The following is a 15,136-nucleotide window of genomic DNA, read 5'->3' on the forward strand; positions in this document are numbered from 1 at the left end:
CTCAGTAGAACCGGACGGGTAGGCCCGTCACAGCCGTGTCGAGCGGTCGCCGCTCGGGCTCCTCAGGTGCCCGACGACGGCAAGCGGGGTGGTACCGCGGCTCGCCTTCTCCCTCGGGAACCAGGGAGGGGTGGTCGTCCTCGCACGAGCACGTCCCGGACCACCGCCTGCCACTCACGATGGAGCCACTGAGCCATGGCCTACCCGCTGCACCGCACCGACGACACCGCCCCTGACGGTCAGGGCCACCAGATCCCCGCCAGCCCCCACCTGCCCTCGCTCGAGCGCGGCGTGCTGTCGTACTGGTCCAAGGACGACACGTTCCGTGCGTCGATCGAGCACCGTGAGGCGGGCCAGGACGGCGACAACGAGTTCGTCTTCTACGACGGCCCTCCCTTCGCGAACGGTCTGCCGCACTACGGCCACCTCCTGACGGGCTACGCCAAGGACGTCGTGCCGCGCTACATGACCATGCGGGGCAAGCGCGTCGAGCGCCGCTTCGGATGGGACACGCACGGTCTGCCGGCCGAGCTCGAGGCCGAGCGCGTGCTGGGCATCACCGACAAGTCCCAGATCGAGGCCATGGGCATCGCCGCGTTCAACGACGCCTGCCGCGAGTCCGTGCTCAAGTACACGGACGAGTGGAAGGAGTACGTGACGCGCCAGGCGCGCTGGGTCGACTTCGACAACGACTACAAGACGCTCGACATCACCTTCATGGAGTCGGTGATCTGGGCGTTCAAGCGCCTGTACGACAAGGGCCTCGCGTACGAGGGCTACCGCGTGCTGCCGTACTGCTGGCGCGACGAGACGCCGCTGTCGAACCACGAGCTGCGCATGGACGACGACGTGTACCAGTCGCGCCAGGACCCGGCCCTCACGGTCGGGTTCCGGCTCTCCGGCGAGGACGTCGACGGCGTCGCCTCGCCCGCCGCGGGAGCGCTCGTCCTCGTCTGGACCACGACGCCCTGGACGCTCCCCTCGAACCTGGCGGTCGCCGTCGGGCCGGACGTGGACTACGTCGTGGTGCGCGCCGGGGCCGGCTCGGCAGTGGCCGGCGACAAGGTCGTGCTCGCCGCCGCCCGACTGGGCGCCTACGTCAAGGAGCTCGGGGAGGACGCCGAGGTCCTGGCGACCGTCAAGGGCGCCGACCTCGCCGGGCTGCGCTACACGCCGGCCTTCGACTACTTCACGGACCGCTCGGCCGAAGGCTGGCCCACCGCGCACCAGGTGCTCGTGGCCGACTTCGTGACGACCGAGGACGGCACCGGTGTGGTCCACCTGGCTCCGGCCTTCGGTGAGGACGACATGGCCGTGTGCGACGCCGCGGGGATCGTGCCCGTCGTGCCGGTCGACGCCCGTGGGCGCTTCACCAACGCGGTCCCGGACTACGCGGGCGAGCAGGTGTTCGACGCCAACCCCAAGGTCATCAAGGACCTCAAGGAGGGCACGGGCCCGCTCGCGCGCGTCGCGGCTGCCTCGCGCGCGGTCGTGCTGCGCCACGAGACCTACCAGCACTCCTACCCGCACTGCTGGCGCTGCCGGAACCCCCTGATCTACAAGGCGGTCTCGAGCTGGTTCGTGCGCGTGACCGAGTTCCGCGACCGCATGGTCGAGCTCAACCAGGACATCACCTGGACGCCCGAGCACATCCGTGACGGCCAGTTCGGCAAGTGGCTCGCGGGTGCTCGGGACTGGTCCATCTCGCGCAACCGCTACTGGGGCACGCCCATCCCCGTGTGGGTCTCGGACGACGCGAACTATCCGCGCATCGACGTCTACGGCTCGATCGCCGAGCTCGAGGCCGACTTCGGCGTGCCCGTCACGGACCTGCACCGGCCCTTCATCGACGACCTGACACGCCCCAACCCGGACGACCCGACCGGGAAGTCCGTCATGCGCCGCATCCCTGACGTCCTGGACGTCTGGTTCGACTCGGGCTCCATGCCGTTCGCGCAGGTGCACTACCCGTTCGAGAACGCGGACTGGTTCGAGCACCACTACCCGGGCGACTTCATCGTCGAGTACATCGGCCAGACCCGCGGCTGGTTCTACACGCTGCACGTCCTGGCCACGGCCCTGTTCGACCGCCCGGCGTTCCGTTCGGCCGTCTCGCACGGGATCGTGCTCGGCTCGGACGGGCGCAAGATGAGCAAGTCGCTGCGCAACTACCCGGACGTCTCCGAGGTCCTGGACCGGGACGGCTCCGACGCGATGCGCTGGTTCCTCATGAGCTCGCCCATCCTGCGTGGCGGGAACCTCATCGTCACCGAGGAGGGCATCCGCGACTCGGTGCGCCAGGTGCTGCTGCCGCTGTGGAGCACGTACTACTTCTTCACGCTCTACTCGAACAACGCGAACGGCGGCGCGGGATACACCGCGCAGCGCGTGGCACCGGAGCGCGTCGCGGACCTCCCGGCCCTCGACCGCTACCTGCTGGCGCGCACGCACGACCTGGTCGCGACCGCCACGACCCAGCTCGACGCGTACGACATCGCGGGGGCGTGCGAGACCGTGCGCGAGCACCTCGACCTGCTGACCAACTGGTACGTCCGCACGCAGCGCGACCGCTTCTGGGACGAGGACAAGGACGCGTTCGACACGCTCTGGACGGCCCTCGAGGTCCTCACGCGCGTCATGGCGCCGCTCGCGCCCATGCTCTCCGAGGAGGTCTGGCGCGGGCTCACGGGTGGGCGCAGCGTGCACCTGACGGACTGGCCGAGCGTGGCGGCGCAGGAGACGACCGACGGCACGGGCGACTCGCTCGCGGGCGTCCTGGTCGCCGACGACGCGCTCGTCTCCTCGATGGACCTGGTCCGTTCGGTGGCCTCCCTCTCGCTCGGTCTGCGCAAGGCGCACTCGCTGCGCGTGCGCCAGCCGCTGAGCACCCTGACCGTCGTGACCGAGGACCCGGCCGCGCTCGAGCCCTACGGCGACCTGCTCGCCCGTGAGCTCAACGTCAAGTCCGTGCGCTTCCTCGACCTCGAGTCCGGTGCGGCCGACGAGTTCGGCGTCTCGCAGAAGCTCACGGTCAACGCGCGTGCCGCGGGTCCGCGCCTGGGGCGCGGGGTCCAGGCGGCCATCAAGGCCGCCAAGGCGGGGTCGTGGCGCGTGGGCGACGACGGGTTCGTCGTCGTCGAGACGCCCGACGGCGACGTGCCGCTGCTCGGCTCGGAGTACGAGCTGACGACCGTGGTGCTCGCCGAGCAGGGCCACGACGAGGTCGACCCGGCGGCTCCGTCGATCGCGGCGGCCGTGCTGCCCACGGGCGGCTTCGTGGTCCTCGACCTCGAGCTGAACGACGCGCTCCTGGCCGAGGGCTACGCGCGCGACATCGTGCGCGAGGTCCAGGACGCCCGCAAGGCCGCCGGACTCGACGTCTCCGACCGGATCGACCTGTCGCTCTCGGTGCCCGGCCCCTGGCAGGGGGCGGTCGAGGACCACCGCGAGCTCATCGCGGGCGAGACCCTCGCCGTGAGCGTCACGATCGACCTGTCGCCCACCGACGAGCGCAGCGTGCTCGTCGCCAAGGCGTCGTCCGACCAGACCGACGGGGCGCAGGCATGAGCGGCGTCCGCGTCGGCCGTGGCGCCGGCGAACGCCCGGGGGACAAGGACGCCCGGCGTCCCGGAGGTGCCGCGCACCAGCGCACGGCCGAGGAGGCCGCCGCGCTCGAGGACCTGGCCACGGTGTACGCGCACATCATGGACCGGGCCCCCGAGCACGACATCGACCCGACGCTCGAACGCGTCGAGCGTGTCCTCGAGCTGCTCGGCGACCCGCAGAAGGCCTACCGCACGATCCACATCACGGGGACGAACGGCAAGACGTCGACCTCGCGCCTGGTCGAGCGGCTCGTGCGTGAGCACGGTCTGCGCACGGGTCGCTTCACGAGCCCGCACCTGACCTCGGTCACCGAGCGCATCGCGATCGACGGCGAGCCCGTGAGCCCCGCGCGCTTCGTCGAGATCTGGGAGGACGTCGCGCCGTACGTCGGCGTCGCGGACCGCGAGTCGCAGGAGGCGGGCGGTCCTCGCCTGAGCTTCTTCGAGGTGCTCACGGTCATGGCGTTCGCGGCGTTCGCCGACGCCCCCGTCGACGTCGCGATCGTCGAGGTCGGCATGGGCGGCGGCTGGGACTCGACCAACGTCGTGGACGGCGACGTCGCGATCGTGACGCCCATCTCGATCGACCACACGCGCTGGCTCGGTCACACGATCGAGGAGATCGCGTCCGAGAAGGCGGGGATCGTCAAGGAGGACGCGGTCGTCGTGCTCGCCGAGCAGAGCGACGCGGCCGAGGCGATCGTCATCGAGGCGGCAGCCGTCAAGCACGCGCGCGTCCTGCGCGAGGGCCAGGACATCGCGGTGGCCGGGCGGACCCCGGCCGTCGGCGGGCAGGTCGTCGACCTGCGCACGCCCGCGGGTCTCTACACCGAGATCTTCCTGCCGCTCATCGGTGAGCACCAGGCCCACAACGCCCTCCTGGCGCTGTCGGCCACCGAGGCGCTGCTCTCGGGCGGTCGCGCGCTCGACGGCGGTGTGGTCGAGGCGGCCTTCGCCGACGCGACCTCTCCGGGACGGCTCGAGGTCCTGCGGTCCAGCCCGACCGTGATCGTCGACGCCGCGCACAACCCGGCGGGCGCCGAGGCGCTCGTCGCGGCGATCGACGAGGCGTTCGAGTTCGAGCACCTGATCGGGGTCGTCGCGATCATGGGCGACAAGGACTCCGAGCAGATCCTCTCGGTGCTCGAGCCCGTGCTGGCGGAGGTCGTCATCACGCGCAACTCGGCCGAGCGCTCGGCCGACGTGACCGACCTCGCCGAGGTCGCGATCGAGGTCTTCGGCGAGGACCGGGTGCACACGGCCGAGCGTCTCGACGAGGCGCTCGCGATCGCGGTCGACCTCGCCGAGCGCGACGACTCGGTGGGCGTCGGTGTGGGCACGGGAGTGCTCGTCACAGGTTCGGTCATCACCGCGGCCGACGTCCGGATCCTGCTCGGGCGCGGCTGACCTCTCGGCGCGCGGCGCGCCGCAGCAGGTCGCGGCCCAGCGGCTCCGCTCGACCCGACCACGACGCAGGGTGTCCCTCGCTCCGAGGGGCACCCTGCGTCGTCGGGCGGACGGGACCTGCCCGGACGTCTCCCTGGGTGCCACGGCCGCTGCGGGGGTGTTTGATGGGGGGACGGGCGCCGGGGCACGAGCCACCGGCGCGCGAGCAGTGCACGCGGCCGGACGTGCCGCAGCAGTCCGACGGAGGGATGCGCCATGAAGAAGCTGCTCAACGACCCGCAGGATGCGGTGACGGAGTCGCTCGACGGGTTCGAGCTGGCCCACGCCGACCTCGTGGAGGTGCACCGGGCACCCCTGTACGTGTCCCGTGCCGGAGGCGCGGTGCCGGGCAAGGTCGGGCTCGTCAGCGGAGGCGGTGCGGGGCACGAGCCGCTGCACGCAGGCTTCGTCGGCGCGGGGATGCTCGACGCCGCGGTCCCCGGGGCGGTGTTCACCTCGCCCACGCCGGACCAGATCGTGCCCGCGATCCTCGGCGCCGACTCGGGCGCGGGCGTGCTCGCGATCGTCAAGAACTACACGGGCGACGTGCTCAACTTCGAGACGGCGCTCGAGCTCGTCGAGGCCGAGGGCACGCAGGCCGCGAGCATCCTCGTCAACGACGACGTCGCGGTCGAGGACTCGCTCTACACCGCGGGTCGCCGCGGCGTGGCGGGCACCGTCGCGGTCGAGAAGATCGCGGGAGCCGCCGCCGAGCGCGGCGACGACCTGGGCAAGGTCACCGAGATCGCCGGGCGGGTCGTCGCGAACGTCCGCTCGATGGGCGTCGCGCTCTCGGCCTGCACCGTGCCGCACGTCGGCAAGCCGAGCTTCGACCTCGACGAGACCGAGATCGAGATCGGGATCGGGATCCACGGCGAGCCGGGCCGGCACCGCATCCCCATGGCGCCTGCGGACGAGATCACCGGCATGCTCGTCGACGCCGTCGCGGAGGACCTGCGGCTCGCGGGCGGGGAGCGAGTGTTGCTGTTCGTTAACGGAATGGGCGGTACGCCCCAGTCCGAGCTCTACGTCGTCTATCGTCAGGCACGGAGGCTGCTCGAGGCGCGCGGCGTGGCAGTCACACGCTCGCTCGTGGGCAACTACGTCACTTCGCTGGAGATGCAGGGGGCCTCGGTCACCGTGCTCCGGCTGGACGACGAGCTGACCGCGCTGTGGGACGCGCCCGTGCACACCGCCGCTCTGCGGTGGTGACTCCAGCCGACCCCCGAGAGCCGGGGAGCGGCGCCCCGGACCCTGCTCCTCGGGAGCCGTGCCCGGGACAGGAACGAAAGGGCGAGGAATGACGCTGGACGTTGCGTGGGCTGTGCGCTGGATGCGAGGCGCGGCGACGATGATCGTGTCGTCGCGGGACGAGCTCACCGAGCTGGACCGTCAGATCGGTGACGGGGACCACGGCGAGAACCTGAACCGTGGGTTCCAGGCGGTCGTCGCCAAGCTCGACGGCCTCGAGGAGCAGCCCGCGCAGATCGGCGACGTCCTCAAGCTCGTCGCCACGACCCTCATGTCGTCGGTCGGGGGAGCGTCCGGACCCCTGTACGGCACCGCGTTCCTGCGCGCCGCGAAGGTCACGGGACTCACCGAGCTGGACTCGTCCGCCGTCGTCGCGCTGCTCGAGGGCGCGCTCGAGGGCATCACGGCTCGCGGCAAGGCGGTCCCGGGCGAGAAGACCATGGTCGACGCGTGGCAGCCCGCGGTCGACGCGGCCGTCGAGGCCGCGAACTCCGGCAGCGACCCGGCCGGGGTCCTCGAGGCCGCGCTCGCCGCGGCCGAGGCCGGGGCGCTCGCGACGGTCCCGATGCTCGCGACCAAGGGCCGCGCGAGCTACCTGGGCGAGCGCAGCGTCGGGCACCAGGACCCGGGGGCGACCTCGACCGTGGTGATCCTCCGGGCTGCGGTCGCGGCGGTCGATGCTCCCGGGGAATGATGTCCGGATGACAACCCCACACGTCGGCGACCGCGCGCGGATCGCCCTGGTCCTCGTGTCCCACTCGGCCCGGTTGGCGCAGGGCGCCGCGGAGCTGGCCGCCCAGATGGCCCCGGGTGTGCTGCTCCTGCCTGCGGGCGGCACGGACGACGGCAGCCTCGGAACCAGCTACGACGTGGTGTCCACCGCGGTCGCCGAGGGGCTCGTCGGGACCGAGGGAGTGGTGGTCCTCGCGGACCTGGGCTCGGCGGTCATGACGATCGAGTCGGTCATCGAGCTCGACGACTCGCTCGACGGGCGGGTCGTCCTCGCGGACGCGCCGTTCGTCGAGGGGGCGGTCGCCGCTGCGGTCACGGCCCACGGGGGCGGGACCCTCACCGAGGTGCTCGCCTCGGCCGAGGCCGCAGGCGGCACGTTCGCGCAGAGCGGGTCACCCGACGACCGTTTCGTGCCGTCCGCCAGCCCCGCGGACCAGCTGGCCGCGGCCGCCGGGCTCGAGGACGACTCGCCCGGGGCGCCGCGCTCGGTCACGCTCCGCAACCCGCTGGGGCTCCACGCGCGTCCGGCGGCGATCCTCGCGCGGCTGGTCGCGGGATACGACGCCAAGGTCACGATCAACGGGGTCAACGCCGCGAGCGTGCTGGAGATGATGAAGCTGGGCGCGACCGGTGGTCGCGAGCTGGTGATCGCCGCGGAGGGCCCGCAGGCCAACGAGGCCCGGGACGCGGCCGTCGCCGCGGTCGAGGGCGGCTTCGGCGAGGTGTGATCCGCGCCGGTGACGAGCGTCACGTGAAGACTGCATTGCCTGCAAAGTTGCACGACGTGTAAATTTGCTTGCTGTGCAGAACCTTGTCGAACCCTCCGTCGCCCCCACGGGGCTGCGCGAGCGCAAGAAGCGTGAACGCCGCGAGGCGCTCATCGACGCTGCCCAGACCCTCGTGCTCGAACGCGGGCTGGACGCGGTCACGGTCGACGACATCTGCGCATCGGTCGGCGTCTCGACGCGGACCTTCTTCAACTACTTCGCGTTCAAGGACGACGCCGTGCTCGGGGTCGAGGAGTTCTCGCCCTCGGCCGGTGCTGTCCAGGACTTCGTGGCGGGTGGTCCCACGGGCGACCTCCTCGACGACCTCCAGGAGCTCGTCGCCGACCTGCTCGCGCACCAGGTCATGTCCCTGGAGCGCGTGCACCGGGCGATCAAGCTCGTCGAGCGCGAGCACCGGCTCCTCGCCCGCCACATGTGGTGGATCGAGAACCTGCGGACCGGGCTGATCGACGTGTTCGACCGGCGCCGGACCCAGCACCCGTTCATGCCCGAGCCCGAGCTGCTCGCGATGGTCGTGATGGCGCTCCTGCGCACCACGACGCTCGAGTGGGAACGGCTCGGCCGCACGGGCGAGCCGGTCGACCACCTGGGCTCGGTCGTCGACCAGCTCCGGGCGCTCGTGTGTCCGGGACGCCCGCCGGGAGAACCCGGCAGCCCCGGCTGACCGCCACCACCACGCCCACGCCCACGCCCGCCGTCTCGCGTCGACGGGCGTCACCACCGATCTGACCCCACCCGAACGGATCCCTCATGTCCACCTCCCGCTCCACCACGTCGGCCGCGCCGACCGGGGCCGGCGCGTCTGCCGAGAACGGCAAGCCGCTCATCGTGCTGACGCAGCGCACGGTCTGGCTGATCTTCGGCGCGCTCATGGCCAGCATGTTCCTGTCCTCGCTCGACCAGTCGATCGTCGGCACCGCGATGCCCACGATCGTCGGCGAGCTGCACGGCGTCGAGCACCAGGGGTGGGTCATCACGGCCTACATCCTGGCGATCGCGATCGTCATGCCCCTCTACGGCAAGTTCGGCGACCTGTGGGGACGCCGCTGGCCGTTCCTCGTCGCGATCGGCCTGTTCACCATCGCGTCCGCGGGTGCGGGCTTCGCCCAGACGTTCCCCGAGCTCGTCGCGTGGCGAGCCGTCCAGGGCCTCGGTGGCGGTGGCCTCATGATCCTGTCGCAGGCCATCATCGCGGACATCGTCCCGGCCAAGGACCGCGGGAAGTACATGGGACCCATGGGCGCCCTGTTCGGCATCGCGGCCGTGATCGGTCCGCTCCTCGGCGGCTGGTTCACCGAGGGCCCGGGCTGGCGCTGGGCCTTCTGGATCAACGTCCCGATCGGCATCGCGGCGTTCCTCGTCGCATGGTTCACGCTCAAGCTCCCGAGCCACCGCTCGGGGCGCAAGATCGACGTCGCCGGCATCTTCTTCCTGGTCGTCGGGACCTCGGGGATCGTCCTGCTCACGAGCTGGGAGTCGCTGACCTCCAGCCGGGGCTACGACTGGTCCGACCCCAAGCTCCTGGGCATGGTCGCCGCGACCCTCGCCTCGATCGCGCTGTTCATCGTGGTCGAGCGGCGTGCGGAGGAGCCCCTCCTGCCGCTGCACCTCTTCAAGAACCGCACGTTCACCATCGCGACGCTCATCGGCCTCGTGCTCGGCATGGGCATGTTCTCCGCGCTGGCGTTCCTGCCGACGTTCCTGCAGATGTCGACCGGCGCAGGCGTGACCGAGTCCGGCTTCCTCATGCTCCCCATGATGGTCGGTGTCATGATCACGGCGATCGGGTCCGGGTTCGCGATCACCAAGACGGGCCGCTACAAGATCTACCCCGTCGTGGGCCTCGCGATCACGACCGCGGGCATCATCTGGCTCACGACGATCACGGGCGACATGTCCATGGTCCTGTTCGGCGCCATGATCTTCGTGATGGGTGCCGGCATGGGGCTCGTCATGCAGACCATCGTGCTGGCCGTCCAGAACTCCGTGGACCCCCACGAGATCGGGACCGCGACGAGCGCGAACAACTTCTTCCGCGAGATCGGCGCGGCCGTGGGCACGGCTCTCTTCAGCACGATCTTCACGACGCGGCTGTCGGCCAACCTCGCCGAGGTCATCCCCGGTGGCGCGGCCACGGGTGGGGGAGAGGCGTCGAGCCTGACCCCCGCCGCGGTCCAGGCCCTCCCGGAGCCCGTCAAGACGGGCGTGATCGACGCGTTCACGGACGCGCTCGCCCCGGCGTTCTGGTACCTCGTGCCGCTCGTGGTCGTCGGGTTCGTGCTCGCGCTGTTCCTCAAGGAGGTCAAGCTCTCGGGCGAGGCCGGCATGGTCGCGCGCGGCGAGGCGATCGCCGACCCGAAGGGCGCGCTGGTCGAGGGCGGGACGGACGCGCCGGTGCGCGACGCCGTCGGGCCTGACGGTGCCACCATCCCCACGGGCGACGACGCGGCGGGCGGCTCCTCCCGCCAGGACGCGCCGGTAAACTAAGCCCCGTGAGCTCCACCAACGAACCGGTCGACGGGTCCGTCGCGTCCTCCGCCCCCATGGCGGAGGGCGCGGCGGACGCGCCCCGCATCAAGGCCAAGAAGTCCGCGAAGATCCAGTTCACGTCGACGACGCTGATGCTGGAGGCGTTCCTGATCCTGTTCGCGACCCTCGTCGCGTACGGGCTGCGCAACGTCCCCTACGCGTGGCCGGACAAGATGCAGGTGCCCTCGGGGCCGGCGATCTGGATCGTGGGCGGCACCCTGATCGTCGTCCTGCTCCTGCTCAGCCGCATGGTCGGCGGGCCGGGCGGGTACGTCGCGGGCTCGGCCGTGCAGATCCCCGTCATCGCGTGCGGCTTCGCCGTCCCGCTGATGTTCCTCGTGGGCGGCATCTTCGTGGTGCTGTGGATCGTCTCGCTGCGCCTCGGCGGGCGCATCGACCGTGAGCGTGCCGAGTACGACGCAGAGCACCCGGAGACCGCGCCGAACATGTGAGCAGGGCCGGTAGGGTCGTGCGCATGACTGATGTTGCAGCCCCCGCACTGGCCGACGCGCTCTCCGAGACCATCGAGCGCACCCTCGTCCTGGTCAAGCCCGACGGCGTCCGCCGTGGACTGTCGGGCGAGATCCTCCGCCGTATCGAAGCCAAGGGCTACACCCTGGCCGCCGTCCAGCTCCTGGACGCCACCCCCGAGCTCCTCGCGGCGCACTACGCCGAGCACGAGGGCAAGCCGTTCTACCAGCCGCTGGTCGACTTCATGCTCTCGGGCCCGACGCTCGCGATCGTCGCCGAGGGCCAGGGCGTCATCCCCGGCTTCCGCTCGCTCGCCGGCACGACCGACCCGACCGCAGCCGCGCCCGGCACCATCCGTGGTGACCTGGGGCGCGACTGGGGCCTGAAGGTCCAGCAGAACCTGGTCCACGGCTCGGACTCCCCGGAGTCCGCCGCGCGGGAGATCGCGCTCTGGTTCCCGGGCCTCTGAGCGGCTCCCGCACGACCCGCTGACGCCCGGCACCGCCGGCACAGCCGGCACGGCACCCTGCAGACAGGCGCCCCCGTCCTTCGACGGGGGCGCCTGCCTGTGTCCGGGGCCGGGCCGGAACAGACCGTCACCTCCCCGGTTCACCCGCCACGTCGCACTAGGCTCTGACCCGTGCACCTCAAGACCCTGACCCTTCGCGGGTTCAAGTCGTTCGCGTCGGCGACGACCCTGCGCTTCGAGCCCGGGGTCACGTGCGTCGTGGGACCGAACGGCTCGGGCAAGTCCAACGTCGTCGACGCCCTGTCCTGGGTCATGGGCGAGCAGGGCGCCAAGTCGCTGCGCGGCGGCAAGATGGAGGACGTCATCTTCGCCGGGACCACGGGCCGCCCTCCGCTCGGTCGTGCCGAGGTGTCCCTGACGATCGACAACACCGACGGCGCGCTGCCGATCGAGTACTCCGAGGTGACCATCTCCCGGACGCTGTTCCGCAACGGCGGCTCGGAGTACGCGATCAACGGGTCGTCGTGCCGGCTCCTGGACATCCAGGAGCTGCTGTCGGACTCGGGCATCGGGCGCGAGATGCACGTGATCGTGGGTCAGGGGCAGCTCGACGCAGTGCTGCGTGCGACCCCCGAGGAACGGCGCGGCTTCATCGAGGAGGCCGCCGGCGTCCTCAAGCACCGCAAGCGCAAGGAGAAGGCGCTGCGCAAGCTCGACGCGATGCAGGCGAACCTGACGCGCCTCGGGGACCTGACGGCCGAGATCCGGCGTCAGCTGGGCCCGCTCGGACGCCAGGCGCAGATCGCGCGCAAGGCACAGGTGGTCCAGCGCGACCTGCGCGACGCGCGGGCGCGGCTGCTCGCGGACGACCTGGCCCAGCTCACCGCGACGCTCGAGCAGGAGATCGCGGACGAGTCGGCGCTGCGGGCCCGCCAGGGTGAGGTCGAGCGGTCGCTCGCGGCCGCGCGCGACGCGCTGGGGGCTCTGGAGACGCAGGCGGCCGAGGCCGCGCCCGCCCTGGCCCGCGCGAGCGAGGTCTGGTACCGCCTGTCCTCGCTCACGGAGCGGCTGGGCGGGACACGGACCCTCGCGGCCGAGCGCTTGCGCCTGCTGGGACGCCCGGAGACCGTGCAGCGCGGACAGGACCCGAACGACCTGGACGCGCAGGCCGCGCGCGCCCGGGCGGCCGAGCTCGAGCTCGAGTCGGAGGTCGCGGTCGCGCGCGCTGCGCTCGAGGCGGCCGTGGGGGAACGGACGGCGGTCGAGGAGCAGGCGCAGGCCGCCGAGCGGGCGCTCGCGACGCTGCTGCGGGGCGCTGCCGACCGCCGTGAGGGCCTCGCGCGCCTGGCCGGCCAGGTCGCCGCTCGGCGGTCGCGCGTCGAGGCGACCGAGGCGGAGATCGGGCGCCTGCGCGAGTCGCTCGCGGAGACCGAGCGGCGGGGGAACCAGGCGAACGTCGAGTTCGCCACGCTCGAGACGCAGGTCGTGGGCGTCGAGGAGGGCGAGGAGGGCCTGGACGCCGAGCACGAGGAGGCGGCCGACGCGGTCGAGCGCACCGGGGCCGTGGTCGCACGGCTGCGCGAGGAGGAGCAGACCGCGGACCGCGAGCGCGCGACCTGGAGCGCCCGCGTCGAGGCGCTCGAGATGAGCCTGGTCCGCAAGGACGGTGCGGGCGCGCTGCTCGCAGCGGACCAGGTGGGCGCTCTCGGCTCGCTCGCGGCGCTGCTGAGCATCGACACGGGGTACGAGGACGCGATCGCTGCCGCCCTGGGGCCGGCCGCGGACGCGGTCGCGGTCGAGAGCCTCGAGGCGGCCGTCGACGCGCTGCGCCACCTGCGCCAGGAGGACGCGGGGCGCGCGAGCCTCGTGGTGGGCGGGGGAGCGCCCGCCGAGGGCACGGTGAGTGCACGGTCCGTCGTCCTGCCCGACGGCGCCGCGTGGGCCGCGGACGTCGTCACGCCCGCGAGGTCGGTCGCCCCGGCGGTGGAGCTCCTGCTCGACGGCGTGGTCGTCGTCGACGACCTGGCGCAGGCCCGTGCCCTCGTGGCGTCGTCGCCTCAGGTCACCGCCGTGACCAGGGGCGGCGACCTGCTCGGCGCGCACGGCGCCTGGGGAGGCTCGGCGACCGCGCCCAGCGTCCTGCACCTGCAGTCGGCGCTCGACGAGGCGCAGACGGCGCGGGACGACGCCGTCGCGCGCGGCGAGCGGACCCGCTTCGCCCTCGTGGGCGCGCTCGAGGAGGCCGAGGAGGCGCAGCAGCGCTACGACGCGACCCTGGACCGGCTCAACGAGTCCGACGCGGCCCTGGCCGCGGTCGCCGAGCAGCTGGGACACCTGGGCGCGACGGCGCGCGCGGCCGCGGCCGAGTCCGCCCGGGTGCGTGCGTCCCTCGAGAAGGCGCAGGCCATGCTGGTGGCCGAGCAGACCGAGCTCGCGGGACTCGTCGCACGTCACGACGAGGCGGCCTCGGCACCCGAGCAGACCGAGGAGTCGGTCGCTGCCGCGACGGCCGAGCGCGACCGGGCGAACGGTCTCGCGACCGCTGCACGGGCGGCCGAGACCGAGGCGCGGCTCGCGCTGCGCACGAGCGAGGAACGTGCGCGGGCCCTGACGGGGCGCGCGCAGTCGCTCGCCCGTGCGGCGGCGACCGAGCGTGCCGCCCGCGAGCGCGCGGCGGCGCGGGAGGCGGCGCGCGTGCGTCAGGCCGAGCGTGCCGAGGCGGTCCGCGACGGCGCCCAGGTCGCGCTCGCCGCGCTCGACCGGTCGCTCGGACGGGCCCGCGAGGAGCGCGACACGGCGGAGGCCGCGCGGGGAGAGCTCGACCAGGCGGTCTCGGCACGGCGGGCCGAGGTCGACGCGCTCGCGAGCCAGCTCCGTGAGCTGACCGACGTGGCACACCGCGACGAGGTGGCTCGTACCCAGCAGCAGCTGCGGATCGAGCAGCTCCACGGCCGCAGCGTCGACGAGCTCGGCCTGGACCCCGAGGTCCTGCTCGACGAGTTCGGGCCTGACCGCCCGGTGCCGGTCCTCGCCGAGGACGGCACGGTCCGCGAGGACGAGGACGGTGAGCCCGTGACCGAGCCGTACGTGCGCGCCGCGCAGGAGAAGAGGCTCCGCTCGGCCGAGCGGGCGCTGGGCCAGCTCGGCCGGGTCAACCCGCTCGCGCTCGAGGAGTTCGCGGCGCTCGAGGAGCGGCACACGTTCCTCACGACCCAGCTCGCCGACCTCAAGAAGTCGCGGGCCGACCTCCTCGAGATCGTCCGCGAGATCGACGAGCGCGTCGAGCAGGTCTTCACCGAGGCGTACCACGACACGGCCGAGCAGTTCGTCCACGTGTTCGGTCGGATGTTCCCGGGCGGCGAGGGGCGGCTCGTCCTGACGAACCCGGACGACATGCTCACCACGGGCATCGAGGTCGAGGCGCGTCCCGCGGGCAAGAAGGTCAAGCGGCTGTCGCTGCTGTCCGGCGGTGAGCGCTCGCTCACGGCGGTCGCGCTCCTGGTCGCGATCTTCAAGGCTCGTCCCAGCCCGTTCTACGTCATGGACGAGGTCGAGGCCGCGCTCGACGACGTGAACCTGGGCCGTCTGCTCGAGATCTTCCGCGAGCTCCAGGAGGACTCTCAGCTCATCGTCATCACGCACCAGAAGCGCACCATGGAGATCGCCGACGCGCTGTACGGGGTCACCATGCGGGGAGACGGGGTCACGACCGTCATCAGCCAGCGGCTGCGCGACGAGGTCCCCGCGTAGCGACGAGCAGGCGGTCGGGTCGCGGCGCCGTGCGCGAGCGACCGGCGCGCGGGTACGGCTGCGGCCATCGAGGCGTGGAGGCCGGCGCCGAGGGC

General features: G+C 72.3%; 10 protein-coding genes. All 10 read left to right on the top strand.

Annotated elements, in window-relative coordinates:
- The first annotated feature begins 195 nt into the window (after window positions 1–195).
- Window positions 196–3,567, top strand: a complete 3,372-nt coding sequence (gene ileS, locus ASE27_RS08480; protein ID WP_056648640.1) for an isoleucine--tRNA ligase — start codon at window positions 196–198, stop codon at window positions 3,565–3,567.
- A complete protein-coding gene (locus ASE27_RS08485) occupies window positions 3,564–5,012 on the top strand; it encodes a folylpolyglutamate synthase/dihydrofolate synthase family protein (protein ID WP_056648642.1) in 1,449 nt (482 codons plus the stop codon). Before ileS ends, ASE27_RS08485 begins: the two co-directional genes overlap by 4 nt.
- Before the next feature lie 255 nt (window positions 5,013–5,267).
- Complete coding sequence (gene dhaK, locus ASE27_RS08490; protein WP_056648644.1) at window positions 5,268–6,263, top strand: dihydroxyacetone kinase subunit DhaK; 996 nt, start codon at window positions 5,268–5,270, stop codon at window positions 6,261–6,263.
- 88 nt (window positions 6,264–6,351) lie between these two features.
- Window positions 6,352–6,996, top strand: a complete 645-nt coding sequence (dhaL, locus tag ASE27_RS08495) for a dihydroxyacetone kinase subunit DhaL (RefSeq protein WP_056648646.1) — start codon at window positions 6,352–6,354, stop codon at window positions 6,994–6,996.
- Window positions 6,997–7,003: 7 nt separating this feature from the next.
- The gene (gene dhaM / locus ASE27_RS08500) at window positions 7,004–7,762 is read left to right on the top strand and encodes a dihydroxyacetone kinase phosphoryl donor subunit DhaM (RefSeq protein WP_056648648.1); all 759 of its coding nucleotides are present in this window, start codon (window positions 7,004–7,006) and stop codon (window positions 7,760–7,762) included.
- A 73-nt stretch (window positions 7,763–7,835) separates the two neighbouring features.
- Window positions 7,836–8,486 carry a TetR/AcrR family transcriptional regulator gene (locus ASE27_RS08505; RefSeq protein WP_056648650.1) on the top strand — a complete coding sequence of 217 codons (651 nt, stop codon included), beginning with the start codon at window positions 7,836–7,838 and terminating at the stop codon, window positions 8,484–8,486.
- A gap of 86 nt (window positions 8,487–8,572) precedes the next feature.
- Window positions 8,573–10,309, top strand: coding sequence for an MDR family MFS transporter (locus ASE27_RS08510; RefSeq protein WP_082608705.1), 1,737 nt, complete (start codon window positions 8,573–8,575; stop codon window positions 10,307–10,309).
- Window positions 10,310–10,314: 5 nt separating this feature from the next.
- Window positions 10,315–10,803, top strand: a complete 489-nt coding sequence (locus ASE27_RS08515; protein WP_269452529.1) for a DUF4233 domain-containing protein — start codon at window positions 10,315–10,317, stop codon at window positions 10,801–10,803.
- A 23-nt stretch (window positions 10,804–10,826) separates the two neighbouring features.
- Window positions 10,827–11,291 (top strand): nucleoside-diphosphate kinase, encoded by a 465-nt coding sequence (gene ndk / locus ASE27_RS08520; protein WP_056648652.1) that lies wholly within the window; start codon window positions 10,827–10,829, stop codon window positions 11,289–11,291.
- Window positions 11,292–11,462: 171 nt separating this feature from the next.
- Window positions 11,463–15,041: a chromosome segregation protein SMC gene (gene smc, locus ASE27_RS08525; protein ID WP_200955922.1), complete on the top strand. Its 3,579-nt coding sequence runs from the start codon at window positions 11,463–11,465 to the stop codon at window positions 15,039–15,041.
- Window positions 15,042–15,136 lie beyond the last annotated feature (95 nt).

It is taken from the genome of Oerskovia sp. Root918, assembly GCF_001428945.1.
Lineage (GTDB): Bacteria > Actinomycetota > Actinomycetes > Actinomycetales > Cellulomonadaceae > Oerskovia > Oerskovia enterophila.